The 25,693-nt window shown below is 56.8% G+C and carries 15 protein-coding genes, 1 tRNA gene, 2 rRNA genes and 1 riboswitch; of the genes, 8 read left to right on the top strand and 10 right to left on the bottom strand.

Annotated features, from left to right (window positions below):
- Positions 1-45: 45 nt before the first annotated feature.
- Positions 46-1,371 (bottom strand): maltoporin, encoded by a 1,326-nt coding sequence (locus tag C2E16_RS19190; RefSeq protein WP_038629823.1) that lies wholly within the window; start codon positions 1,369-1,371, stop codon positions 46-48.
- A gap of 13 nt (positions 1,372-1,384) precedes the next feature.
- Positions 1,385-2,521 (bottom strand): maltose/maltodextrin ABC transporter ATP-binding protein MalK, encoded by a 1,137-nt coding sequence (gene malK / locus C2E16_RS19195; RefSeq protein ID WP_038629822.1) that lies wholly within the window; start codon positions 2,519-2,521, stop codon positions 1,385-1,387.
- A gap of 340 nt (positions 2,522-2,861) precedes the next feature.
- Here malK and malE point away from each other — a divergent pair, with 340 nt between their 5' ends.
- The 3 genes from malE to malG all read left to right on the top strand — a co-directional run bounded on the left by malE (position 2,862) and on the right by malG (position 6,628).
- The gene (gene malE, locus C2E16_RS19200) at positions 2,862-4,055 is read left to right on the top strand and encodes a maltose/maltodextrin ABC transporter substrate-binding protein MalE (protein ID WP_038629821.1); all 1,194 of its coding nucleotides are present in this window, start codon (positions 2,862-2,864) and stop codon (positions 4,053-4,055) included.
- Positions 4,056-4,182: 127 nt separating this feature from the next.
- Positions 4,183-5,727 (top strand): maltose ABC transporter permease MalF, encoded by a 1,545-nt coding sequence (gene malF / locus C2E16_RS19205; RefSeq protein WP_038630252.1) that lies wholly within the window; start codon positions 4,183-4,185, stop codon positions 5,725-5,727.
- Positions 5,728-5,737: 10 nt separating this feature from the next.
- A complete protein-coding gene (gene malG / locus C2E16_RS19210; RefSeq protein ID WP_038629820.1) occupies positions 5,738-6,628 on the top strand; it encodes a maltose ABC transporter permease MalG in 891 nt (296 codons plus the stop codon).
- A 212-nt stretch (positions 6,629-6,840) separates the two neighbouring features.
- On the opposite strand, the gene psiE is transcribed toward malG, so the two are convergent.
- Both psiE and pgi read right to left on the bottom strand, forming a co-directional pair.
- On the bottom strand, positions 6,841-7,239 hold the full coding sequence (gene psiE / locus C2E16_RS19215; RefSeq protein WP_038629819.1) for a phosphate-starvation-inducible protein PsiE: 399 nt from the start codon (positions 7,237-7,239) through the stop codon (positions 6,841-6,843).
- A 303-nt stretch (positions 7,240-7,542) separates the two neighbouring features.
- Positions 7,543-9,189, bottom strand: a complete 1,647-nt coding sequence (gene pgi, locus C2E16_RS19220) for a glucose-6-phosphate isomerase (RefSeq protein WP_038629818.1) — start codon at positions 9,187-9,189, stop codon at positions 7,543-7,545.
- Positions 9,190-9,408: 219 nt separating this feature from the next.
- Between pgi and C2E16_RS19225 the strand changes: the two genes are divergently transcribed.
- From C2E16_RS19225 to panS, 4 genes are all read left to right on the top strand, one after another.
- Positions 9,409-11,211: a cation:proton antiporter gene (locus tag C2E16_RS19225; RefSeq protein WP_084970384.1), complete on the top strand. Its 1,803-nt coding sequence runs from the start codon at positions 9,409-9,411 to the stop codon at positions 11,209-11,211.
- A gap of 51 nt (positions 11,212-11,262) precedes the next feature.
- Positions 11,263-11,457: riboswitch (Lysine riboswitch) on the top strand.
- Positions 11,458-11,546: 89 nt separating this feature from the next.
- Entirely contained in the window at positions 11,547-12,905 is a 1,359-nt protein-coding gene (gene lysC, locus C2E16_RS19230; protein ID WP_038629815.1) for a lysine-sensitive aspartokinase 3, read from the top strand.
- Positions 12,906-13,115: 210 nt separating this feature from the next.
- The gene (gene aqpZ / locus C2E16_RS19235) at positions 13,116-13,811 is read left to right on the top strand and encodes an aquaporin Z (RefSeq protein ID WP_167401681.1); all 696 of its coding nucleotides are present in this window, start codon (positions 13,116-13,118) and stop codon (positions 13,809-13,811) included.
- Between the two features lie 150 nt (positions 13,812-13,961).
- Complete coding sequence (panS, locus tag C2E16_RS19240; RefSeq protein WP_084970383.1) at positions 13,962-14,879, top strand: ketopantoate/pantoate/pantothenate transporter PanS; 918 nt, start codon at positions 13,962-13,964, stop codon at positions 14,877-14,879.
- A 33-nt stretch (positions 14,880-14,912) separates the two neighbouring features.
- Here panS and C2E16_RS19245 read toward each other — a convergent pair whose 3' ends face one another.
- The 3 genes from C2E16_RS19245 to metA all read right to left on the bottom strand — a co-directional run bounded on the left by C2E16_RS19245 (position 14,913) and on the right by metA (position 21,605).
- The gene (locus C2E16_RS19245; protein ID WP_038630251.1) at positions 14,913-16,538 is read right to left on the bottom strand and encodes a Na/Pi cotransporter family protein; all 1,626 of its coding nucleotides are present in this window, start codon (positions 16,536-16,538) and stop codon (positions 14,913-14,915) included.
- A 298-nt stretch (positions 16,539-16,836) separates the two neighbouring features.
- Complete coding sequence (gene metH / locus C2E16_RS19250; protein WP_084970382.1) at positions 16,837-20,520, bottom strand: methionine synthase; 3,684 nt, start codon at positions 20,518-20,520, stop codon at positions 16,837-16,839.
- A gap of 155 nt (positions 20,521-20,675) precedes the next feature.
- On the bottom strand, positions 20,676-21,605 hold the full coding sequence (metA, locus tag C2E16_RS19255) for a homoserine O-acetyltransferase MetA (protein WP_038629810.1): 930 nt from the start codon (positions 21,603-21,605) through the stop codon (positions 20,676-20,678).
- Positions 21,606-21,801: 196 nt separating this feature from the next.
- On the opposite strand from metA, the gene C2E16_RS21005 reads away from it, so the two are divergent.
- Entirely contained in the window at positions 21,802-21,942 is a 141-nt protein-coding gene (locus C2E16_RS21005) for a hypothetical protein (protein ID WP_218925960.1), read from the top strand.
- Between the two features lie 96 nt (positions 21,943-22,038).
- Here C2E16_RS21005 and rrf read toward each other — a convergent pair.
- The 3 genes from rrf to C2E16_RS19270 form a co-directional block, all read right to left on the bottom strand.
- Positions 22,039-22,154: ribosomal RNA gene (gene rrf / locus C2E16_RS19260) — 5S ribosomal RNA — on the bottom strand.
- A 208-nt stretch (positions 22,155-22,362) separates the two neighbouring features.
- Positions 22,363-25,267, bottom strand: a 23S ribosomal RNA gene (locus C2E16_RS19265).
- Between the two features lie 195 nt (positions 25,268-25,462).
- Positions 25,463-25,538 (bottom strand) — tRNA-Glu (locus tag C2E16_RS19270).
- Positions 25,539-25,693 lie beyond the last annotated feature (155 nt).

The raw sequence follows: 25,693 nt of genomic DNA on the forward strand, positions 1-25,693 counted from the left end.
CTAAGGCAGGACGCAGAGCCGACTACGCTCCTTTAACTTGTCTTATTACCACCAGGCTTCCATCTGAATGCCGAAAGAGAACTCATCGCTGTCGCCGCGGCTGAAGGTGTGCGCGGCGGTATCGCTATAGGCGACGCCTGCGGTGGTGCCCGGCAAATTGCCGACGTAGTTCTGATCGTTTTTCTGCGAAGAAGCGTAGCCCCATTTCTCATCCCACTTGGCGTAGGTAGCGAACACGCGGATGGCCGGACGCGACCAGATGCTGTCGCCCGCCTGCCACTGCTGGGCCAGGGTAACTTTATACTGGCTGTTGCGGTCGCCGGTGCGCTGCGATTTAACGTTGTCGTAGCCCGCTTCCAACAGGGTGCTCATGATCGGCGTCCATTTGTACATTGGGCGCACGCCCACGGTGTACCAGGTGGTGCCGTTGTTGTTGTCGCGATCCACATCCTGGTACATGCCGACATACATCAGGCTCCAGGTGTCGTTGAAGTCGATGGCGCCGTGGTCAATCACGCGAATCATCGAGCCGTTATTGTTCTCCGCAGTGCCCGGACGGCCGTTGCGGTTCTGCGTCATGGCGTCGGTGGCGTACTGCACGACAAACTTGTTCAGGCTGGTGCCGTAGAAGGTCTGGGTATGCTCCAGGGTCGCCATCCAGCCGTCGTTGGAGGCGTCTTCGTCATTCGGGCTGTAGCCGTCGGTGTCGTTGGCGCTACCGTAGTCAAAACCCAGCTCCAGCGCGCCGCCGGGGTTGACTTCCATGCCGCCGAGACGCACGTCAAAGATATCGTTGGCGCGATCTTTCGCCTGGCCGCGGGTATTGCCGGTCACGAAGGCTGAGGAGCCGCCAGCCTCGCTGCTGCGGGTAGCCGCCAGCGACAGCTTGCCGAAGCCGAGATCGATATCTTCGATACCGCCGCCAGGACCGGAGATATCCCAGTAGTAGAAGTCGATCATATGCACGTCGTGGCGTTTGTAGTAACGCTTACCGGCCCAGATATTGGCGCCCGGCAGCGCATCAAACAGGTTTTTACCCACTACGTTCATCTGACGCACGGCAGGCGAATCTTCTTCATAGTCATTCTGCTGCGATACGCTGTAGCCGATCATGCTGTCGACGTAGAAGCTTTTCTCGCCTTCTTTCCAGACTTCCTGACCCAGCTCGATTTCCGCATAGGTTTCGCATTCATTGCCGAGACGGTATTTGGAGTTGGCGCCGGTCGCCTGGAAACACTGTTGCTCGCCGCCGCTGCCGGTCCAGCCGATGCCGGAACGGGCGTAACCTTTAAAATCCACCGCGCTGGCGTGCGGTGCTACAACTGCGAGGGCCACTGCCACGGCCAGAGGGTACTTAGAGCGCGTTATCATCGCTGTTCTCCTGTTAACTTTCTGCTGTTGTTATGTGTGCTTCTACGCCGGGTTCGCTGTGTAACCGACGGCAGGCGCGTCCATCCTCACGGAACAGATGGCAGCGCTGTGGCGGCAGGCCGATGGCGTATTGGGCACCTTCTTCAACCAACACCACGTCGTTCTGGCGGTAAACCAGGTTCTGACGCAGCGCGGGGATTTGGATATGGATTTGCGTTTCGTGACCGAGCTGTTCGACGACCTGAACGGTGCCCTGCAGCGTGACGTCCGCCACTTCGCTGGGCAGCAGATGTTCCGGGCGAATGCCCAGCGACATATTGGCGCCGGGCTGCACGCCGGTGCTGTCGACCGGCAGCCAGACCTGCTGGCGATTAGGCAACTCAACCTGTACCTGATCGATGGCGATAGCGGTGACCTTGACCGGCAGGAAGTTCATCTTCGGCGAGCCGATAAAGCCGGCGACAAAGCGGTTCGCCGGATAGTGATAAAGCTCCAGCGGCTTGCCGACCTGCGCGATGCGGCCCCCTTCCAGCACCACGATTTTGTCCGCCAGCGTCATCGCTTCGACCTGATCGTGAGTGACGTAAATCATGGTGCGTTGCAGGCGCTTGTGCAGGCGGGAGATTTCAATGCGCATCTGTACGCGCAGCGCGGCGTCGAGGTTGGAGAGCGGCTCATCCAGCAGGAAAACCTGCGGCTCGGCCACCAGCGTGCGGCCGATCGCCACGCGCTGACGCTGGCCGCCGGAGAGCGCCTTCGGCTGCCGATCGAGCAGATGCGCCAGCTGCAACACCTCCGCCACCTGGGAAACACGTTGTTGAATTTCGCTTTTGCCGATGCCAGCCAGCTTAAGGCCGAACGACATATTGTCCGCTACCGTCAGGTGGGGATAGAGCGCATAGGACTGAAACACCATGCCGATGCCGCGTTCTGCGGGCGGCACCTCGTTCATGCGTTTGCCGCCGATGGTCAGCTCGCCGGAGGTAATATCTTCCAGGCCGGCAATCATGCGCAGCAGCGTCGATTTGCCGCAGCCTGACGGCCCGACAAATACCACGAACTCTCCTTCGGCAATGGTCAGGTTGATATCTTTCGATACCACCACATCGCCCCAGGATTTGGTGACTTCTTTCAGCACCACATTTGTCATTGGTTTCTCCCGTCTCGTCACGACTTCCTTTGAATGGCAGGGAGTGTGCGCGAAGGGCGCGGAGGAAAAATCCTCCACCATTCGCTTTTTTACGGGGGAGGAGGCAGGAGGATGAGTTTGATGCCCGCAGGGGGATCCGGCGGTCACGACAGGCTTTTTCGTGATCGAAACGGCAGGAAAATGGGGTGTTTTTTGTGTCCTGACACGCAGAAAGCGGCGAAAAAGCCACAGGGATCACACTTCTTACCGGCAGGGCGTAGCAACAGGGAGGATGAGTCAGCCGTCTCTTAGCAGCAGACTTCTGCCTAACGACAACCACTCACGTTTAGAGGTAAGGGAAATGTCAAAGTTCAAACTAAATAGCAAAACGCTGTTGTTATGCGCCCTGACTGCCGCGCTGCTGCCCGGCGCGGCACTGGCGAAAATCGAAGAAGGCAAGCTGGTCATCTGGATCAACGGCGACAAGGGTTATAACGGCCTGGCGGAAGTGGGCAAGAAGTTTGAGCAGGATACCGGGATTAAAGTCACTATCGAGCATCCCGATAAGCTGGAAGAGAAATATCCGCAGGTCGCAGCCACCGGCGACGGCCCGGATATTATCTTCTGGGCGCACGATCGCTTCGGCGGCTATGCGCAGTCCGGCCTGCTGGCGGAAGTGGCGCCGGATAAGGCATTACAGGACAAAATCTATCCCTTCACCTGGGACGCCGTGCGCTACAACGGCAAGCTGATCGGTTATCCGGTGGCGGTGGAATCGTTGTCGCTGATTTATAACAAAGATCTGCTGCCGAACCCGCCGAAAAGCTGGGAAGAAATTCCGGCGCTGGATAAGCAGCTACGCGCCAAAGGCAAGAGCGCCATTATGTTTAATCTTCAGGAGCCCTATTTCACCTGGCCTTTAATTGCGGCTGACGGCGGCTATGCGTTTAAGAAAGAGAACGGCAGCTATAACATCAAAGATGTTGGCGTAAATAACCAGGGTTCTCAGGAAGGCCTGAAATTTCTGATCGACCTGATTAAAAATAAACACCTGAATGCGGACACTGATTACGCTATTGCCGAAGCCGCCTTTAATAAAGGCGAAACCGCCATGACTATTAACGGTCCCTGGGCCTGGAATAATATCGAAAGCGCCAGGGTCAATTATGGCGTCACCCTGCTGCCGACCTTTAAAGGCAAACCCTCGAAGCCGTTCGTCGGCGTGCTGAGCGCCGGTATTAACGCCGCCAGCCCGAATAAAGAGCTGGCGAAAGAATTTATTGAAAACTATCTGCTGACCGATGACGGGCTGGCGAAAGTGAACGCTGACAAACCGCTGGGCGCGGTGGCGCTGAAATCGTACCAGGAGAAGCTGGCGAAGGATGAGAAGATTGCCGCCACCATGGAGAACTCGCAGAAAGGCGAGATCATGCCGAATGTGCCGCAGATGGCCGCCTTCTGGTACGCCGAACGCAGCGCGGTGCTGAACGCGATTAACGGGCGTCAGAGCGTGGAAGCGGCGCTGAAAGATGCGGAAAGCCGCCTGACCAAGTAAGGAATTACTAACGCACCAGTCCTGGCCACAAGCGTCAATGCCGTTTGCTGGCCGGGTTTTCGTCCCGTTTCCGAAGGCGGATGGCCGATCCGCCCTCTCTTTTCATCTGTCGCAGAAGGATCCTAAAATGGCAAAATCCGCATTGTGGTGGCAGCGTGACGCCCTGAAGTGGCTGGTTCTTGCCCTCTGTGTGTTAATAACCGGCTATCTGGTGGTATTGATGTATGCGCAGGGCGAATACCTGTTCGCTATCGTCACGCTGATCCTGCTGAGCAGCGGCCTGATTGTCTTTTTCCGCCGCCGCGCTCAGGCGTGGCGCTATGTCTGGCCGGGGCTGGCCGGTATGGTGCTGTTTGTGCTGTTCCCGCTGGCCTGCACCATCGCTATCGCTTTCACCAACTACAGCAGCACTAACCAGCTTACCTTTGAGCGTGCGCGTCAGGTACTGCTGGACCGCCAGTTCCAGGCCGGCGAAGGCTACGCGTTTTCACTCTGGTCGACGGCGGATAATCAGTGGCGCCTGCTGCTGAACGGCGCGGATAACCAGCAGTTTATCTCGCCGCCCTTCTCCCTCGCAGCCAAAGGTGAGCAAACACTTACTCTTACTGAAACGCAGCAGCAGCCTGGCGGCGAGCGCGCCATGCTGCGCGTGATTACGCAAAATCGTCAGGCGCTTTCTCAACTGAAGGCGCGTCTGCCGGACGGCTCGCAGCTGAAGATGAGTTCGCTGCGCCAGTTCTCAGGCACTCAGCCGCGCTATCAGCTCGGCGAAGGCGATATTCTGACAGATAAGCAAACAGGCGAGGTTTGGTACCCTAACGACGAGACCGGCTTCTGGCAGATGAAGGACGCCAACCAGCAGTGGAGCAGCGAAAAGCTGAGTCCCGGCTATACGGTGGCCGTCGGCTGGAAAAACTTCCTGCGCGTGCTGACCGACCAGGGTATTCAGCAACCGTTTGTCGCGATTTTTATCTGGACGGTAGTATTCGCCGCGCTGACGGTGTTGCTGACCGTGGCGGTCGGCATGGTGCTGGCCTGCCTGATGCAGTGGGAGGCGCTGAAAGGCCGCGCGGTCTATCGGCTGCTGCTGATCCTGCCCTACGCCGTGCCCGCGTTTATCTCGATTCTGATCTTCAAAGGGCTGTTTAACCAAAGCTTCGGCGAAATCAACATCATGCTGGATAGCCTGTTCGGCATTAAGCCCGCCTGGTTCAGCGATCCGGTGATGGCGCGCACCATGCTGGTTATCGTCAATACCTGGCTTGGCTATCCCTACATGATGATTTTGTGCATGGGGCTGTTAAAGGCGATTCCAGACGATCTTTATGAAGCTTCGGCGCTGGACGGCGCGACGCCGCTACAAAATTTCTTCCGCATTACTCTGCCGCTGTTAATTAAGCCGCTAACGCCGCTGATGATCGCCAGCTTCGCGTTTAACTTCAACAACTTCGTGCTGATCCTGCTGTTGACCGACGGCGGACCAGACCGGCTGGGCACCACTACGCCGGCGGGCTATACCGATTTGCTGGTGAGCTATACCTGGCGCATCGCCTTTGAAGGCGGCGGTGGACAAGATTTCGGCCTGGCGGCCGCCATCGCCACGCTGATCTTCCTGCTGGTCGGCGCGCTGGCGCTGTTTAACCTGCGTTTCACCCGCATTAAAACTGAGTAAGGAGCGACCTATGGCGATGGTAAAACCGAAATCACAAAAGCTGCGCCTGGCGCTGACGCATCTGCTGCTGCTCGGCTTCCTGGTGATGATCATGTATCCGCTGCTGATGGTATTCGCTATCTCGCTGCGTCCCGGCAACTATGCGATCGGCAGCCTGCTGCCGGAGCATATCTCCTGGGACCACTGGAAGCTGGCGCTCGGCTTCTCCGTTACTCATGAAAACGGCAGCGTCACCCCGCCGCCGTTCCCGGTGCTGCTGTGGCTGTGGAACTCGGTAAAAGTGGCGGCGATCACCGCCGTTGGGATTGTTGCGCTTTCAACGACCTGTGCCTATGCTTTTGCCCGTATGCGTTTTCGCGGCAAGGCGACGCTGTTGAAAGGAATGCTTATCTTTCAGATGTTTCCAGCTGTGCTCTCGCTGGTGGCGCTTTATGCTCTGTTCGATCGTTTAGGGCAGTACATTCCTTTTATCGGCCTGAATACCCATGCCGGATTGATCTTCGCCTATCTGGGCGGCATCGCGCTGCATGTCTGGACGATTAAAGGCTATTTCGAAACCATTGACGGTTCGCTGGAAGAAGCAGCGGCGCTGGACGGCGCGACGCCATGGCAGGCTTTCCGCCTGATTCTGTTGCCGCTCTCCGTACCGATTCTCGCCGTGGTGTTTATTTTGTCCTTTATCGCTGCCGTAACGGAAGTGCCCGTCGCTTCGCTACTGCTGCGCGACGTCAACAGCTATACGCTGGCGGTAGGGATGCAACAGTATTTGAATCCGCAGAACTATCTGTGGGGCGATTTTGCCGCCGCGGCGGTGCTGTCGGCGCTGCCGATTACGCTGGTGTTCCTGCTGGCGCAGCGCTGGCTGGTCAGCGGGCTGACCGCGGGGAGTGTGAAGGGTTAATTAACGCTTTTGTTGCCATTGTTGCCTTTGTTGTTATTGCCACTGCTAAGTTGTTCCCTGTGTTTATACACAAAGCCTTTCAGGTTGCATCAAGGCGGCGAGTGAATCCCGGTCGCTTACGAAAGTAAGTCACCGGGGTAAGCGAGCTTAGCCAACAAAGAGGCGTCCTGAAGGATAACGTGTATATTTAGGCGGCCATCAGGCCGCCTTTTTTATTCCCGCTTCAGCCGGTTGCTGTTAGCCAGCCATAGCGTCACCACCAGTATCAGAATGGCGGCGGAATAACAGAGCGTGTCGAACGGGTTTTTATGATCGACGACAATCAGACGAATAATCGCCGTAATGCCGATATAGACGAAATAGCGCAGCGGAAAATGGTATCCCGACTGGAAATACTTCACGATCAGCGCAATAAATTCAAAATAGAGAAACCAGATGACGATGCCTTCCACCAGCAAATAAGCCGAGGCCGCCTCGCCGGTATTCAGTAATACGTTCGCCAGATGTATTGTCTCTTTCCCCAGAAAGACGATCAAAATAACCGCCAGAATGAGCAGACCCACGTTCAATACCCATTGCAGAACAGCGGCAATTAACTTTCCACTAATCATTGTTGTGACCTTTTAGCGCTGCCTGCACACAGGCAGGCCGTACGGACATCATGACAGAATGTGACAAAGATCACAGTATAGACGCAATAAAAAAACATCCTGCACAGAAAGCGGCTTGATTTCGTCTCAGAGGAACGTACTAAAAGCGCTAACAAGAAGGTTCCAGCTGGCCTGCCAGATGTAGATTCCCAGACTAACAGGCAGAGCCAAAACCGGTTACTGACGACATCCACAGGATGTTTTTTCAGGCAGGAATAAAAAAGGGCGCCGCATGGGCGCCCGGTCAATAAATCGCAGCCTCTCTTAACGCCAGGCTTTATAACGGTTGATCAGTCCATTGGTGGAGCTGTCGTGGCTGTTGACGTCGCCTGCGCCTTGCAGTTCCGGCAGGATGCGGTTCGCCAGCTGTTTGCCCAGCTCAACGCCCCACTGATCGAAAGTAAAGATGTTGAGAATAATGCCCTGCGTGAAAATCTTGTGCTCATAGAGCGCAATCAGCGCGCCCAGGCTGTATGGCGTGATTTCGCGCAGCAGAATGGAGTTGGTCGGACGGTTACCCTCAAACACCTTGAACGGCACGATATGCTCGACCGATTTCGCGTCTTTACCCGCGTCAGTGAACTCTTTCTCTACCACGTCGCGTGATTTACCAAAGGCCAGCGCCTCGGTCTGCGCGAAGAAGTTTGAAAGCAGTTTTTCGTGGTGATCGCCCAGCGGGTTGTGGGTAATGGCCGGCGCGATAAAATCGCACGGGATCAGCTTAGTGCCCTGATGGATCAGCTGATAGAACGCATGCTGGCCGTTGGTGCCCGGTTCGCCCCAGATGATCGGGCCAGTCTGGTAAGTGACCGGGTTGCCGTCACGATCCACATACTTGCCGTTGGACTCCATATTGCCCTGCTGGAAGTAAGCGGCGAAACGGTGCATATACTGATCGTACGGCAGAATCGCTTCGGTTTCCGCGCCAAAGAAGTTGTTGTACCAGATGCCGATCAACGCCAGCAGCACCGGCAGGTTCTTCTCAGCCGGCGTTTCGGCGAAATGCTTGTCCATCGCGTGCGCGCCGCTCAGCAGCTGCTCGAAGTTGTCAAAGCCGATGGAAAGGATAATAGAGAGACCGATCGCCGACCACAGCGAGTAACGACCACCAACCCAATCCCAGAATTCAAACATATTGGCGGTATCGATGCCGAACTTCGCCACTTCTTTGGCATTGGTGGAAAGCGCGGCGAAGTGCTTCGCAACGTGCTGCTCGTCGCCCGCCGTTTTCAGGAACCAGTCACGCGCGCTGTGGGCGTTGGTCATGGTTTCCTGCGTGGTGAAGGTCTTAGAGGCGACCAGGAACAGCGTGGTTTCCGGGTTCACTTTTTTCAGCGTTTCGGCGATATGGGTACCGTCGACGTTGGAAACAAAGTGCATGTTCAGGTGGTTTTTATACGGACGCAGCGCCTCGGTGACCATGTAAGGACCCAGGTCGGAGCCGCCGATGCCGATATTGACCACGTCGGTGATTGCTTTACCGGTATAGCCTTTCCAGTCGCCGCCGATAATGCGTTCGGAGAAGGATTTCATCTTTTCCAGCACCGCGTTGACTTCCGGCATCACATCTTTGCCGTCCACCAGAATCGGCGTGTTGCTGCGGTTGCGCAGCGCAACGTGCAGCACCGCGCGATCTTCCGTGCGGTTGATTTTCTCGCCGGAGAACATCGACTTGATGGCGCCCGCCAGGTCGGTCTCTTTCGCCAGCGCCTGCAGTTTATCCAGGGTTTCAGAAGTGATACGGTTTTTTGAGAAATCCACCAGCATCTGGTCGTCAAAGGTGGCGGAGAATTTCGCAAAACGATCGCTGTCCTGAGCAAACAGCTCTGCAATGCGCACTTCTTTCATCTGTTCGTAATGCTGCTGCAGGGCCTGCCAGGCAGCGGTTTGCGTCGGATTGATATTTTTCATGGCAACACTCTTATGTTTTAACAACCGTAATTCTGACCGGACGTCATCTTACCTGTTGACCGTGACTCACTTTCCTTTTCCTGCAACAGGTTACGACTATTGTAGGGCGTACTGATTTCCTCACCCTTTGCCCGGGACTCATTATAATTCAGGCTGCGGCGATGATGGCCGCCAGGTATTTCAGTATGACGATTCTTACCGTTGAAAGGAAAAATTTTTATGCCGCTCTCTGCTCCACTCTTACTGGTGATCATCGGCTTCAGTTCACTGATGGCCCAATGGATCGCCTGGTTACTGCGGCTACCGGCAATTTTGCCGCTGTTGGTTTTCGGAATCGTACTGGGTCCGATGACGCACGTTTTGGTTCCCGACGCGCTGTTTGGCGACCTGCTGTTTCCGCTGGTATCGCTCTCAGTGGCGATCATTCTGTTTGAAGGCGCTCTGACGCTGCGCATCGATGAAATTCGCGGCCTCGGCGGCGTGGTGCGCAACCTCGTCACCGTCGGCATGCTGATCACCTTTGTCGTGATTAGCCTCGCCTGCTGGCTGCTGCTGCGCTTCCCGCCGGAGCTGGCGGCGCTGGTCGGCGCGGTCACGGTGGTGACCGGCCCGACGGTAATCGCGCCGTTGATGCGGGTGGTGCGGCCTAACGCGGCGATCAACCAGGTGCTGCGCTGGGAAGGTATCGTCATCGATCCCGTGGGCGCTATTTTTACCCTGCTGGTGTTTGAATTCATTGTGCTGCGTCAGCATGCTGAATCTTTATCGCATCTGTTCTGGACGCTGGGCGTAACGACGGCGGTCGGCCTGGGTCTCGGCGCGCTGGCGGGTTGGCTGCTGGGCGTCGCGCTGAAGCGCGTCTGGCTGCCGGGCTATCTGCAGAACTTCGGCGTGCTGGCAATTGTGCTCACCACCTTCGGCGTCTCCAACGCGCTGGCTGACGAGTCGGGCCTGCTGACGGTAACCGTGATGGGCATCTGGCTGGCTAATATGCGCGACGTCGATCTGCGCGACATCATCGCGTTTAAAGAAGAACTGTCGGCGCTGCTGATCTCCGGCCTGTTTATTATTCTCGCCGCGCGGCTGGATATTCATGCTCTGCTGGCGCTGGGCTGGCCGCTGGTCGCGGTGTTGCTGGCCGTACAGTTTATCGCACGGCCGCTCTGTATCGCTTTCTCCACCTGGGGTTCGACGCTGCGCTGGCGCGATCGCCTGCTGCTGAGCTGGATTGCGCCGCGCGGCATCGTGGCGGCGGCGGTGAGTTCGCTGTTCGCCCTGACGCTGGCGCGCAGCGGCTATCCGCAGGCCGATCGGCTGGTGACCGTGGTCTTCGCCATCATTATCGGCACCGTGGTATTGCAAAGCCTGACCAGCGCGCCGCTGGCTCGCTGGCTGCGGGTACAGCAGCAGCGTCCGCGCGGCGTGCTGATTATCGGCGCTAACAGCGTGGCACGCGCGCTGGCGCTGGCATTGCAGCGGCTCGATATACCGGTGATGCTGACCGACAGCAGCTGGGAGTATTACCGTCAGGCGCGCATGGAGGGCATTCCCGCCTGGTATGGCAACGCCTGGTCTGAACATGCGGAGAACTACCTCGATCTCAGCGATATCGCGCAGGTGTTGGCGCTGTCGCCGAACCGTCATCAAAACGCGCTGGCGGTTTATCATTTCAGCCATATTTTCGGCGCCGACAAGGTGGCGTCGGTGCGGTCCGGCTCATCGCTGCGCGAGCGCCGCGATATAGAAAGTCCACGCTTCCGTCGTCACGAGACGCTGTTCGGCGCCGAGCAAACCTGGGGGCGGCTTAGCGAGATGCTGGCGCAGGGCGCGGTGATCAAAGCCACGCAGCTAACGGAGAACTTCGGCTGGCAGGATTATCTGGCGACCCACCAGGGCGTGGTGCCACTGTTTGCGCTGAAAGAGAACGACAGGCTGGAAATTATGGATGCGCAGCCGCCGACGCTGCCCTGTACGCTGATCGCGCTGGTACAACCTGAGAATTCTTCAAACGCCGGGCATTGACAGCGGGGCAATAACCCGATATTTGTAAACAGTTAGTTGCGCAGCAATGCGCAAGCCAGAAGAGGCGCGTCGCCCAGGCAGTGTGTTCGAGGAGCCGTTATCCGCAGACAACACATCAGGGGGAGCGACGCCGAGGCGGGCGATCCACGGCGGAAAGCTTGTCGACTACAGGGGCTGAATCCTCTGGGTTGTCACCAGGCGCGTGCGGCAGTCGGACGCGCCGCAAGGTGGGGCGCTTCTGGGTGCTCGTAGCTGTTCTTCTCTACGCCTGCTCCCGTTTCTGCTCTTTCCTTGTGCCAAGGCTGATACAATTGAACCTGACACGAGGCATTACCATGTTTCAATCTGATCTGATCGTTGCAAAATTCGGCGGCACCAGCGTCGCTGATTTCTCCGCCATGAACCGCAGCGCCGACGTGGTGCTGGCCAACGCAAACGTGCGTCTGGTGGTGCTTTCCGCCTCGGCAGGCGTGACCAACCTGCTGGTTGCATTGGCGGAAGGCCAGGAGCCTTCGCAGCGACTCAATTCTCTGGATGAAATTCGCCGTATTCAGTACGCCATTATCGATCGGCTCCAGCAGCCCGCCGTCATCCGCGAAGAGATCGACCGCATACTGGAAAATATCACCATGCTGTCGGAAGCGGCGGCGCTGGCGACCTCCACCGCCCTGACCGACGAACTGGTCAGCCACGGCGAACTGATGTCATCCCTGCTGTTTGTTGAGATTCTGCGTGAGCGTCAGGTGGCCGCCGAGTGGTTCGACGTGCGTAAAGTGATGCGCACCAATGACCGCTTTGGACGCGCCGAGCCGGACGTGGCGGCGCTGGCGGAACTCTGCGCTCAGCAGCTCCAGCCGCGCCTGGAGAATGCGCTGGTGATTACTCAGGGCTTTATCGGCAGCGAAAGCAAAGGACGCACCACTACGCTGGGCCGCGGCGGCAGCGACTATACCGCCGCGCTGCTGGGCGAAGCGCTGCATGCCCAGCGCATCGATATCTGGACCGACGTGCCGGGTATTTACACCACCGATCCGCGCGTGGTGCCCGCCGCCCAGCGCATCGACGAAATCACCTTCGAAGAAGCGGCGGAGATGGCGACATTCGGCGCTAAAGTGCTGCATCCGGCAACGCTGATGCCCGCCGTGCGCAGCGATATTCCGGTATTTGTCGGATCCAGCAAAGACCCTGCCGCCGGCGGCACGCTGGTGTGCAATAAAACGCAAAACCCGCCGCTGTTCCGCGCGCTGGCGCTGCGCCGCAGACAAACGCTGCTGACGCTGCACAGCCTGAATATGCTACATGCGCGCGGCTTCCTCGCCGAGGTGTTCGCTATCCTGGCGCGCCATCATATGTCTGTCGATCTGATCACCACGTCGGAAGTCAGCGTAGCGCTGACGCTGGATACTACCGGTTCGACCTCAAGCGGCGACAGCCTGTTGACCCAGGCGCTGCTGACGGAGCTTTCCTCGCTGTGCCGCGTAGAGGTGGAGGAAAATCTGGCGCTGGTGGCGCTGATCGGCAACAAGCTGTCGCAGGCGTGCGGCGTCGGCAAAGAGGTGTTCGGCGTGCTGGAACCTTTTAACCTGCGCATGATCTGCTACGGCGCCAGCAGTTATAACCTCTGCTTCCTGGTGCCCGGCAACGATGCGGAACAGGTCGTGCGCACGCTGCACCATAATCTGTTCGAGGACTGACGCCGTCCTTTTGACGCCAGCTTCAGGCTGGCGTTTCCCACTCCCTTTCATTTCCCCGACAGTCGCTCTCCCCCTTCTCGCCGCTATGCAAGACCTGTCTCAAATATCGCTATTTGGGCAGCTAACATGCGGCGAAATGGCATTAATTATTGCAGTCTGCCAGCAGAAAAAGATAATTCGCTGCGCTTAATATCAACAAAATGAGGGATCATGATGCAAAAATTACTGGCAGAATTTTTAGGGACATTTGTTTTGGTGCTGGGCGGCTGCGGCAGCGCTGTGCTGGCGGCCGCCTGGCCTGAACTGGGAATTGGTTTTACCGGCGTGGCGCTGGCGTTTGGTCTGTCAGTACTGACGATGGCGTATGCGGTAGGGCATATCTCCGGCGGGCATTTTAACCCGGCCGTGACGCTGGGATTATGGGCTGGCGGCCGTTTCGGTCTGACGCAGGTCTTACCCTATATTGTTGCGCAGGTGCTGGGCGCGTTGGCGGCAGGCGGCGTGCTTTATCTTATCGCCAGCGGCGAAGCGAGCTTCGACATCGATATCAACGGTTTTGCCGCCAACGGCTACGGCGAGCATTCGCCCGGCGGCTATTCATTACTCGCCTGCCTGTTAGCAGAAGGCGTGCTGACCGCGATTTTCCTTGTCGTTATTATGGGCGCGACGGATAAAGAGGCGAGTGCAGGCTTTGCGCCCGTCGCTATCGGCCTGGCGCTGACGCTGATTCACTTAATCAGCATTCCGGTGACCAATACCTCAGTTAACCCGGCGCGCAGTACCGGCGTTGCCCTTTACCAGGGCGGATGGGCGCTGGAACAGCTTTGGCTGTTCTGGTTAATTCCGCTGGCTGGCGGCGTGGCGGGCGGTCTGCTTTACCGTTTTCTGCTGCAAAAGAAGGCATAAACTCGCTTTTTCGGGGCAGCCTTTCGCTGCCCCTTTACCCCGACGACCTTAATGCTATGATTTTGCGTTCGCTTTGCACCCTCGTTCCGGGCGCAAAGCGATTTTTGTCTGTGGCAAACCTACATCTCATTCTTATAAGGAAGTCTGGCTATGCTTGCCAAAATCACCCGGCTGTTCCCCGTGTGGGCTATTTTGCTCTCCGCGGCGGCCTGCTATACCCCCGGCACTTTTACCGGCATCGGCCCCTGGGTCTCCTGGCTGCTGATGCTGATCATGTTCGCAATGGGCGTCACGCTGAATATCGATGATTTTAAACGGGTGCTGGTGCGCCCGGCGCCGGTTATCGCCGGAACATTTTTGCACTACCTGGTGATGCCGCTGGCCGCCTGGCTGTTGGCGAAGCTGTTTCAGATGCCGCCCGATCTCGCTGCCGGCATGATTCTGGTGGGCAGCGTGGCGAGCGGCACCGCCTCCAATGTCATGATCTATCTGGCGAAAGGTGACGTGGCGCTGTCAGTGACCATATCTTCAGTTTCCGCGCTGGTCGGCGTGTTCGCCACCCCGCTGCTGACGCGTCTGTATGTGGATACGCATGTGGAAGTGGATGTGGTGGGCATGTTGTTGAGCATTGTTAAAATCGTCGCGATTCCTATCGCGCTCGGCCTGCTGGTGCATCACACCCTGAACCGCCTGGTGAAGCGCGTCGAACCCTGGCTGCCCGCCTTTTCAATGGTCTGCATTCTGCTGATTATCAGCGCCGTGGTTGCAGGTAGCCAGAGCTTTATCGGCTCGGTAGGCCTGGTGGCGATCGCAGCGGTGGTGATGCACAACGCGATTGGCCTGCTTGGCGGCTACTGGGGCGGCAAGCTGTTCGGTTTCGACGAATCCACCTGCCGCACGCTGGCGCTGGAAGTCGGGATGCAGAACTCCGGGCTGGCGGCGACGCTGGGCAAGCTCTATTTCTCGCCACTGGCGGCGCTGCCCGGCGCGCTGTTTTCCGTCTGGCACAACCTTTCCGGCTCGCTGCTGGCAGGCTACTGGTCCGGCAAACCGGTCAAACGTCAGTAAGACCCTGTGCCAGCCGCGCAGGCTGGCATGCTTTTACTCCTCATCGCGCTCGTCGTCAGGCTGTTCCAGCACGCTGTACGCCACCGCGCAAAACAGCGAGTTAAGCCGCTTCATATCTCCCAGCAGGCCTAAATGCAGCGAGCTGGTTTCGATGCTTTGCACATTCTTTTGATGCAGCCGATCGACATGCGCATGGGAAAAGCGGCGATTCATAATGCGGAAGCGATGTTTGGCGCGTCGTAGCCGCTTCGCGCTGGCGATATCGCGCGACAGAAAGACCGACAGCGCCAGCCGCAGGTTATTCAGCAGCTGTTCATGCAGCAGATCGAGCTCTTTCAACCCTTCCGGCGAAAAAGCCCGCCGCGCGGCCAGCGATTTATCGGCCACGTCGCCGCTCATGCGTTCGATAATATCGCCCGCCTGTTCCAGATTAAGGGCAGTTTCAATAATCTCGGCCCAGCGTCGCGAATCTTCCTCCGGCAGATCTTCTTTCGGCATCCGCGCCAGATAGAGCTTAATGGCGGTATAGAGCACATCCACATCGTCATCCAGCCGCTGTATCTCTCGCTCCTGACGCGGCTCGCCATGGATCACCTTGCTGAAGTTATCCATCATGAGCTCCAGCACATCACCCATGCGCAAGGTTTCACGCGCCGCATTCGCCAGCGCCAGTGCGGGCGTATCCAACGCGCTACGGTCAAGATGTTTCGGCTTCAGACGAGCATCGTTTTCCTGATCGTCGCGGATCAGCCGCTTGCACAGACGCGCCATCGGATCGGTAAATGGCACCATAACCACGCACCGGATCAGGTTGTAAAAAACGTGGAAGAAAATAACCAGCTCTTCATCATTGACCGGCAGCTTATCCAGCCACGGCGACAACACATGTACGAAAGGCAGCACCAACACGCAGCCGATCGCTTTAAATAACAGGCTGCCGAGCGCGACGCGTTTGCCTGCGGCATTGGAGCCGCTGTTGTTCAGCATCGCCAGCAGCCCGCTGCCGAGGTTGGCGCCGATCACCAGACAGAGCGCCACCTGAAAAGAGATGACGCCGGTGGCGGTCAGGGTCGCCGTCAGCAATACCGCCGCCAGGCTGGAGTAGCTGATGATGGCAAATACCGCGCCGATTAAGGCATCCAGCATGATATCGCCGGTCAGCGAGGAGAAGATCACTTTTACGCCCGACGCTTCGGTAATGGGCCGCGCCGCCTCTACCACCAGCTGCAACGCCAGCAGGATCAGCCCGAGGCCGATGCTCGCCCTTCCCAGTTGCCCCGCGCGCGTCTGCTTACGGCCAAGGAAAAAGACCACGCCGAAAAAAATAAACAGCGGCGACAGCCAGGAGAGATCGAAGGTCAACACGCGCGCCATAATGGCGGTGCCGACATCGGCGCCGAGAATGATCACTAGCGCTGGCGTCAGCCCGACCAGGTTTTGCGCCACGAACGAGGTGACCAGCAGCGTGGTGGCGTTGCTGCTCTGCACCAGCGCCGTAACGCCGATGCCAGCGATGAACGCCATCGGTTTTTTTTCTACGCTGCGGCTGAGCACGCGCCGCAAATCCGCGCCGTAAACGCGCATGATCCCGGTGCGGACAATATGAGTACCCCACACCAGCAGCGCGACGGCGGAAAGCAGATTAAGCAGGGTTAACACGGAATTGCACTCCTTCACGCCGGGCTTTAACCACATTTGCCGCCAGCCCGGCGAGAAAGAGCAGCAAATGAAAGATGCGCTGCCCCTTTACGCGCTCCGCAGAGGCGTAGTTTTCGCTTATTTTTCAGGCAAGTTAACAGGGAGCGGTAGTCTTAAATGTAGACCAATCGCGGCAGACGGGCGAAAGTTAAGCGCCAGCGTTGGCCCGGAATCCGGGCCAAAAAAGGAAAAAGAGGGATGAGCAGCCGAGGGAGCCGGACGGCATTGCAGCCGAACCGGCGCTCAGGAACCAGAGACTTTAATCGGCGTCATAACCAAGATGGGGCGCCAGCCAGCGTTCCACTTCGCTGACCGTCATGCCTTTACGCCGTGCGTAATCCTCGATCTGATCGCGCTGCAGCTGGGCAACGGCGAAATAACGGCTGTCGGGATGGCTGAAGTACCAGCCGGAGACTGATGCGCCGGGCCACATGGCAAAGGATTCCGTCAGCTTCATGCCGGTATGGCGCTCTACGTCGAGCAGCTGCCAGATTGTGGCCTTTTCCGTATGCTCCGGGCAGGCTGGGTAGCCGGGCGCCGGACGAATGCCCTGATAGTTTTCGCGAATGAGTTCCTCATTACTGAGGTTTTCATTGGCGGCATAGCCCCAGATCACCTTACGCACCCTTTCATGCAGATATTCCGCAAAGGCTTCCGCCAGGCGGTCGGCGAGCGCCTTGACCATGATCTTATTGTAATCGTCATGCTGACGATCCCAGGCTTCCGCCAGCGCATCCTCCTCCAGCCCGCCGGTGACGGCGAACGCGCCGAGATAGTCCGCTTTGCCACTGTCCTTCGGCGCCACGAAGTCAGCCAGGCAGTAGTTGGCGAAGCCCACCTTTTCCGTCTGCTGACGCAGATGATGGCTGACGGCGATAACATGCGAGCGCGACTCATCCTGATAGATTTCAATGTCGTCGACGACGCGGTTGGCGGGGAAAATGCCCACCACGCCGCGCGGCGTCAGGCTGCCGTCGGCGCTCAGCCGATCCAGCATGGCGTTGGCGTCGGCGAACAGGCGCTGCGCCTCCTCGCCCACCACCTCATCCTCCAGGATACGTGGGTATTTGCCTGCCAGCGACCAGGTCATAAAGAAAGGCGTCCAGTCGATATAGTGGCGTAGCGTTTCAATAGAGGCTTTTACCTCGCTAACGCCCAGCCGGTGTGCGACCGGCGGCGTGTAGCTTTCCCAGTCGAACGCCAGATCGTTTTCACGCGCCGCCTGTAGCGTGATCGGCGGCGTGCGCGGCTTTTTGCGGCCATGCTGAATGCGCACGGTTTCATATTCTTTACGCGTGCGCGCCACAAAATCATCGTGCTGCGTCGGCGACAGCAGCGCCGAGACCACGCCGACGGTGCGCGAGGCATTCTGCACATAAACCGTCGGCCCGCTGTAGTTCTGCTCGATTTTAACCGCAGTATGGGCCTTAGAGGTGGTGGCGCCGCCGATCAACAGCGGCAGAGTGAATCCCTGACGCTCCATCTCTTTCGCTACGTTGACCATTTCATCCAGCGAAGGAGTAATCAGCCCGGACAGACCAATAATGTCCGCATTTTCGTCGCGGGCGGTTTTCAGGATTTTTTCCGTCGGCACCATGACGCCAAGATCGATGATTTCGTAGTTATTGCACTGGAGCACCACGCCGACGATGTTTTTGCCGATGTCATGCACATCGCCTTTTACCGTCGCCAGTACGATTTTACCATTGCTGCTGCCGACCGCTTTGCTGGCCTGAATATAGGGTTCCAGCCAGGCGACCGCCTGCTTCATGACGCGCGCCGATTTCACCACCTGCGGCAGAAACATCTTTCCTTCGCCAAAGAGGTCGCCCACCACATTCATGCCGGCCATCAGCGGCCCTTCAATCACCTCGATTGGCCGATCCGCCTCAAGACGCGCCGCTTCGGTATCTTCTTCAATAAATTCGGTAATGCCTTTAACCAGTGAATATTCCAGCCGCTTCGCCACGTCCCAGCTACGCCACTCCGCCTGCGGCTTGTTGCTTTCATCGCCGCCTTTGCTGCCGCGATATTTTTCCGCCAGATCCAGCAGCCGCTCGGTGCCGTCGTCGCGCCGGTTTAAGATGACATCCTCAACGGCGTCGCGCAGCTCGGCGGGCAGATCGTCATAAATCGCCAGCTGACCGGCGTTCACGATGCCCATATCCATGCCGTTGCGGATCGCGTAATAGAGGAAAACGGCGTGGATCGCTTCACGCACCGGATCGTTGCCGCGGAAGGAGAAAGAGACGTTAGAGACGCCGCCGGAGATCAGCGCATGAGGCAGCTCGCGCTTGATGTCTTCACAGGCGCCGATAAAGTCCATGGCGTAGTTGTTGTGTTCATCAATGCCGGTCGCCACGGCGAAGATATTCGGGTCAAAAATGATATCTTCCGGCGGGAAACCGACCTCTTCCGTCAAGATTTTATAAGCGCGGCGGCAGATCTCGATTTTACGCGCTCGCGTATCCGCCTGTCCGACCTCGTCAAAGGCCATCACCACTACCGCCGCGCCGTAACGCCGCACCAGCCGGGCGTGATGAATAAAGGCTTCTACGCCCTCTTTCATTGAGATGGAGTTAACGATGCCTTTGCCCTGAATGCACTGTAGCCCTTTTTCAATCACTTCCCATTTCGAGGAGTCGATCATAATCGGCACGCGCGCGATATCCGGCTCGCCCGCAATCAGGTTAAGGAAACGCACCATCGCCGCTTCCGCATCGAGCATCCCTTCATCCATATTGATGTCGATGATTTGCGCGCCGCTTTCTACCTGCTGACGCGCCACGTCCAGCGCTTCGCTATATTTTTCTTCTTTAATCAGTCGCTTAAACTTAGCGGAACCGGTGACGTTAGTGCGTTCGCCCACGTTAACGAACAGCGAATCGGCGCCGATATTCAACGGCTCCAGACCAGAAAGGCGACAGGCGACCGGCAATTGAGGAGGCGTGCGCGGCGCGACGCCCTCCACCGCCTGGGCGATAGCCGCAATATGCGCTGGCGTGGTGCCGCAGCAACCGCCGACGATATTCAGGAAGCCGGCGCGCGCCCACTCGCCAATCTGTTCCGCCATGACCGCGGCGTCGAGATCATACTCACCAAACGCGTTAGGCAGGCCTGCGTTGGGGTGAGCAGTGACGCAGCATTCCGCAAGGCGCGACATTTCCGCTACATACTGGCGCAGTTCGTCTGGCCCCAGCGCGCAGTTCAACCCAAAAGAGAGCGGCTCGGCATGACGCAGCGAGTTATAGAAAGCTTCGGTGGTCTGGCCGGACAGGGTGCGTCCAGAGGCGTCGGTAATGGTGCCGGAGATCATCAGCGGCAGCGTAACGCCCAGCGCCTCAAACTCGCTCTGGATAGCAAAAATGGCGGCCTTGGCGTTCAACGTGTCGAAAATAGTTTCGATCATGATGATGTCAGAGCCGCCTTCAATCAATGCGCGCGTCGATTCCCGATAGGCGGCGACCAGCTGATTAAAAGTGATATTACGAAAGGCGGGATCGTTGACGTCCGGCGAGATGGAACAGGTACGGTTGGTTGGCCCCAGCACGCCTGCGACATAGCGCGGACGGTGCGGCGTTTTTGCGCTCCATTCATCGGCGCAGGCGCGGGCGAGCTTTGCCGCTTCGTAGTTAATCTCCGCCGACAGCGACTCCATATGGTAGTCCGCCATGGCGACGGTGGTGGCGTTGAAGGTGTTAGTTTCCAGAATATCGGCGCCCGCCTCAAGATAAGCGCTGTGTATGGCGCGGATAATATCGGGCTGCGTTAACACCAGCAGGTCATTATTGCCTTTCAGATCGCTGGGCCAGTCGGCGAAACGCTCGCCCCGGTAATCTTTCTCTTCCAGACGATAGCTCTGGATCATGGTGCCCATACCGCCATCCAGCACCATGATGCGCTGCGCCAGCTGCTGATGCAGCGCGTCAATTCTACTACTCACTCTTACCTCACCTGGTTCAATATATCCACCGCTGCCTGCGGCACTGTCTGGCATAGTTCTTATGCTGCTTAAAATCTCCGCCGACCTCCTGCTCTACCGTTTGAGCGATAGTCGGGTAACGCAGCCGACGAACGGACTCTTAAAAGAAAGCATGCCTATTCAAGCGTAGGATTCATATGCCGCAGATCGTAAGGCGTGATCTGGTAAACGTAATAGTTCAGCCAGTTGGAAAACAGCAGGTTGCCGTGGCTGCGCCAGCTGGCGCGCGGCGGCAAGGCCGGATTGTCCTGCGGAAAGTAATTGCAGGGAATTACCGGATTCAGTCCCGCTTCGCTATCGCGCTGATATTCCCCGGCCAACGTTAACACATCATATTCCGGGTGGCCGGTAACGAAGGCAAGACGCTTGTCTTTGCTGCCCAACAGGTAAGGCCCGGCCAGCTCGGATTCAGCGAAGATTTCCAGGTCGGTATAGTCCCTGATCAGCTGCGCCGGGAAATCGGCATAACGCGAATGAGGAGCGAGAAAAGTGTCATCGAATCCGCGCGTTAACAGAGCATGCGGATGCAGGGTCTGATGTTCATAAACGCCTGACAGCTTGGTGGCGCGGGTCTGTTTCGGCAGGCCATAAAGAATATTCAGCGCCGCCTGCACCGCCCAACACACAAACAGGGTTGAGGTAACGTGCTCTTTCGCCCAGTGCAGCACGCGCTGGATCTGCGGCCAGTAAGCAACATCATTAAAATCAACCAGCCCCAACGGCGCGCCGGTAACAATCAAGCCGTCAAAGTTATCGTGTGCGATATCATCAAAGTTACAGTAGAAATTATTAAGATGCTCCATCGGCGTATTGCGCGACTCACGGCTGTCTATGCGCAGCAGCTGTATATCTATCTGTAACGGTGAGTTAGAAAGCAGGCGCAAAAACTGGTTTTCCGTCTCGATCTTTTTCGGCATCAAATTCAATACCAGCACCTTAAGCGGTCGAATTTCCTGAACGCTGGCGCGAGAATGGGTCATGACAAACACATTCTCGTTACGCAGAAAGTTTACGGCTGGTAATTCATCGGGTATCCGAATCGGCATAACCTGTTTTCCTCACTACATACGTTTATACGTTTAGACATCCAGATGCCCGAAGATAGCCTGTAGCAGGGAAAATGTCGAGACTTCAGCCAGAAATTGAAAATGTTTCATACAAAGCGGCATAATGGATATAAATGCGCCGAAAAAGCGCTAAAAAAGTTATAGCGAAATGTAGGTAATGGGAGATTAGTAAAGGATGGTTGAAGGAATAACAAACGGGAACGTTGAAGGGGAATATGCTGTTATAAAAATGATTGGAATAAAAGCGCGCTGGCAGATGAATATGCCGGCCAGGGCGAAGACCCGATCGGGCAAAAAGGCGCTTTTGAAAGCCTGAACCGGCTGACTTTTAGAGTAACAATGGGCGTAAATTTCGTAAATTACACATACGAAAAAGCCTCAGCTTGCGCTGAGGCTCTGTCGTTTGTTTGATGCCTGGCAGTTCCCTACTCTCGCATGGGGAGGCCCCACACTACCATCGGCGCTGCGGCGTTTCACTTCTGAGTTCGGCATGGGGTCAGGTGGGACCACCGCGCTCTTGCCGCCAGGCAAATTCTTTGTGCCGGAAACGAATCTCCCGCGCTGCTGCTGCGTTGGCCGCATTCGCATCACTCAGTCACATACCGCTGTATGCTCCTTCCTGATGTCTCATTTGCCGCCTTGCTTCAGCGCAACATCTTTCGTTTCCGCAGATTTCTTTTATCCGGTAAACAAAGCTGAAAATCGTCTCTCATCCTCAAAACGCCTGTGGCGTTGTAAGGTTAAGCCTCACGGGTCATTAGTACCGGTTAGCTCAACGCATCGCTGCGCTTACACACCCGGCCTATCAACGTCGTCGTCTTCAACGTCCCTTCAGGAGACTCACGGTCTCAGGGAAGACTCATCTCGAGGCAAGTTTCGTGCTTAGATGCTTTCAGCACTTATCTCTTCCGCACTTAGCTACCGGGCAGTGCCATTGGCATGACAACCCGAACACCAGCGGTGCGTTCACTCCGGTCCTCTCGTACTAGGAGCAACCCCTCTCAGTCTTCCAGCGCCCACGGCAGATAGGGACCGAACTGTCTCACGACGTTCTAAACCCAGCTCGCGTACCACTTTAAATGGCGAACAGCCATACCCTTGGGACCTACTTCAGCCCCAGGATGTGATGAGCCGACATCGAGGTGCCAAACACCGCCGTCGATATGAACTCTTGGGCGGTATCAGCCTGTTATCCCCGGAGTACCTTTTATCCGTTGAGCGATGGCCCTTCCATTCAGAACCACCGGATCACTATGACCTGCTTTCGCACCTGCTCGAACCGTCACTCTCGCAGTCAAGCCAGCTTATGCCATTGCACTAACCTCACGATGTCCGACCGTGATTAGCTGACCTTCGTACTCCTCCGTTACACTTTGGGAGGAGACCGCCCCAGTCAAACTACCCACCAGACACTGTCCCCACGCCGGATTACGGCGCCAGGTTAGAACATCAAACATTAAAGGGTGGTATTTCAAGGATGGCTCCACGCAGACTGGCGTCCACGCTTCAAAGCCTCCCACCTATCCTGCACATCAAGGCTCAATGTTCAGTGTCAAGCTGTAGTAAAGGTTCACGGGGTCTTTCCGTCTTGCCGCGGGTACACTGCATCTTCACAGCGAGTTCAATTTCACTGAGTCTCGGGTGGAGACAGCCTGGCCATCATTACGCCATTCGTGCAGGTCGGAACTTACCCGACAAGGAATTTCGCTACCTTAGGACCGTTATAGTTACGGCCGCCGTTTACCGGGGCTTCGATCAGGAGCTTCTCTTGCGATAACCCCATCAATTAACCTTCCGGCACCGGGCAGGCGTCACACCGTATACGTCCACTTTCGTGTTTGCACAGTGCTGTGTTTTTAATAAACAGTTGCAGCCAGCTGGTATCTTCGACTGGCTTCGGCTCGGGGAGCAGGTCCCTCCACCTACGTGCCAGCGTGCCTTCTCCCGAAGTTACGGCACCATTTTGCCTAGTTCCTTCACCCGAGTTCTCTCAAGCGCCTTGGTATTCTCTACCTGACCACCTGTGTCGGTTTGGGGTACGATTCACTGTTACCTGATGCTTAGAGGCTTTTCCTGGAAGCAGGGCATTTGTTGCTTCAGCACCGTGGTGCCTCGTCATCACGCCTCAGCCTTGACCTTCCGGATTTGCCTGGAAAGTCAGCCTACACGCTTAAACCGGGACAACCGTCGCCCGGCCAACATAGCCTTCTCCGTCCCCCTTCGCAGTAACACCGAGTACGGGAATATTAACCCGTTTCCCATCGACTACGCCTTTCGGCCTCGCCTTAGGGGTCGACTCACCCTGCCCCGATTAACGTTGGACAGGAACCCTTGGTCTTCCGGCGAGCGGGCTTTTCACCCGCTTTATCGTTACTTATGTCAGCATTCGCACTTCTGATACCTCCAGCATGCCTCACAGCACACCTTCGCAGGCTTACAGAACGCTCCCCTACCCAACAACGCATTCGCGTCGCTGCCGCAGCTTCGGTGCATGGTTTAGCCCCGTTACATCTTCCGCGCAGGCCGACTCGACCAGTGAGCTATTACGCTTTCTTTAAATGATGGCTGCTTCTAAGCCAACATCCTGGCTGTCTGGGCCTTCCCACATCGTTTCCCACTTAACCATGACTTTGGGACCTTAGCTGGCGGTCTGGGTTGTTTCCCTCTTCACGACGGACGTTAGCACCCGCCGTGTGTCTCCCGTGATAACATTCTCCGGTATTCGCAGTTTGCATCGGGTTGGTAAGCCGGGATGGCCCCCTAGCCGAAACAGTGCTCTACCCCCGGAGATGAATTCACGAGGCGCTACCTAAATAGCTTTCGGGGAGAACCAGCTATCTCCCGGTTTGATTGGCCTTTCACCCCCAGCCACAGGTCATCCGCTAATTTTTCAACATTAGTCGGTTCGGTCCTCCAGTTAGTGTTACCCAACCTTCAACCTGCCCATGGCTAGATCACCGGGTTTCGGGTCTATACCCTGCAACTGAGCGCCCGGTTAAGACTCGGTTTCCCTGCGGCTCCCCTATACGGTTAACCTTGCTACAGAATATAAGTCGCTGACCCATTATACAAAAGGTACGCAGTCACCCTCATAAATGAAGGCTCCCACTGCTTGTACGTACACGGTTTCAGGTTCTTTTTCACTCCCCTCGCCGGGGTTCTTTTCGCCTTTCCCTCACGGTACTGGTTCACTATCGGTCAGTCAGGAGTATTTAGCCTTGGAGGATGGTCCCCCATATTCAGACAGGATACCACGTGTCCCGCCCTACTCATCGAGCTCACAGCACATGCATCTTCGTGTACGGGACTGTCACCCTGTACCGTGCGCCTTTCCAGACGCTTCCACTGACACACATGCTGATTCAGGCTCTGGGCTGTTCCCCGTTCGCTCGCCGCTACTCAGGGAATCTCGGTTGATTTCTTTTCCTCGGGGTACTTAGATGTTTCAGTTCCCCCGGTTCGCCTCGTTAAGCTATGTATTCACTTAACGATAGTGTGACGAATCACACTGGGTTTCCCCATTCGGACATCGCCGGCTGATAGCGGTTCATATCACCTCACCGGCGCTTTTCGCAGATTAGCACGTCCTTCATCGCCTCTGACTGCCAGGGCATCCACCGTGTACGCTTGGTCGCTTAACCTCACAACCCGCAGGCGTCTTGCGACACCGCATGGTGCGAGAAATTGAGAGACTCTGAACAGTTCTTTATGCAAGAAGCTGTTCTTTCAAATTTTCAGCTTGTTCCGGATTGTTAAAGAGCAATATCGTAAAGCTGACTCGCAAGTCAGTTTTAGGATATGACGGGTACGCGACTTTCACTCACACTACCAGCAAGTGGCGTCCCCTAGGGGATTCGAACCCCTGTTACCGCCGTGAAAGGGCGGTGTCCTGGGCCTCTAGACGAAGGGGACACGAAATTTGCTCAGCGAATCACCGATTCGCTAATTTCGTGTAAGGGCGAGATTTTCTCAAGAAAATCGAGCGACAATGTCTTTTGTCACCGTACCCCCTACGCGTAAACGCCTTGCTCATGCTTTCTATCAGACAATCTGTGTGAGCACTTCAC

The organism is Mixta calida, from assembly GCF_002953215.1.
GTDB classification, from domain to species: domain Bacteria; phylum Pseudomonadota; class Gammaproteobacteria; order Enterobacterales; family Enterobacteriaceae; genus Mixta; species Mixta calida.

Excerpts from the sequence above, each read along its gene's own strand:
- C2E16_RS19190 (WP_038629823.1), bottom strand. The coding sequence starts at position 1,371 with ATGATAACGCGCTCTAAGTACCCTCTGGCCGTGGCAGTGGCCCTCGCA.
- malK (WP_038629822.1), bottom strand. The coding sequence starts at position 2,521 with ATGACAAATGTGGTGCTGAAAGAAGTCACCAAATCCTGGGGCGATGTG.
- malE (WP_038629821.1), top strand. The coding sequence starts at position 2,862 with ATGTCAAAGTTCAAACTAAATAGCAAAACGCTGTTGTTATGCGCCCTG.
- malF (WP_038630252.1), top strand. The coding sequence starts at position 4,183 with ATGGCAAAATCCGCATTGTGGTGGCAGCGTGACGCCCTGAAGTGGCTG.
- malG (WP_038629820.1), top strand. The coding sequence starts at position 5,738 with ATGGCGATGGTAAAACCGAAATCACAAAAGCTGCGCCTGGCGCTGACG.
- psiE (WP_038629819.1), bottom strand. The coding sequence starts at position 7,239 with ATGATTAGTGGAAAGTTAATTGCCGCTGTTCTGCAATGGGTATTGAAC.
- pgi (WP_038629818.1), bottom strand. The coding sequence starts at position 9,189 with ATGAAAAATATCAATCCGACGCAAACCGCTGCCTGGCAGGCCCTGCAG.
- C2E16_RS19225 (WP_084970384.1), top strand. The coding sequence starts at position 9,409 with ATGCCGCTCTCTGCTCCACTCTTACTGGTGATCATCGGCTTCAGTTCA.
- lysC (WP_038629815.1), top strand. The coding sequence starts at position 11,547 with ATGTTTCAATCTGATCTGATCGTTGCAAAATTCGGCGGCACCAGCGTC.
- aqpZ (WP_167401681.1), top strand. The coding sequence starts at position 13,116 with ATGATGCAAAAATTACTGGCAGAATTTTTAGGGACATTTGTTTTGGTG.
- panS (WP_084970383.1), top strand. The coding sequence starts at position 13,962 with ATGCTTGCCAAAATCACCCGGCTGTTCCCCGTGTGGGCTATTTTGCTC.
- metA (WP_038629810.1), bottom strand. The coding sequence starts at position 21,605 with ATGCCGATTCGGATACCCGATGAATTACCAGCCGTAAACTTTCTGCGT.
- C2E16_RS21005 (WP_218925960.1), top strand. The coding sequence starts at position 21,802 with ATGGTTGAAGGAATAACAAACGGGAACGTTGAAGGGGAATATGCTGTT.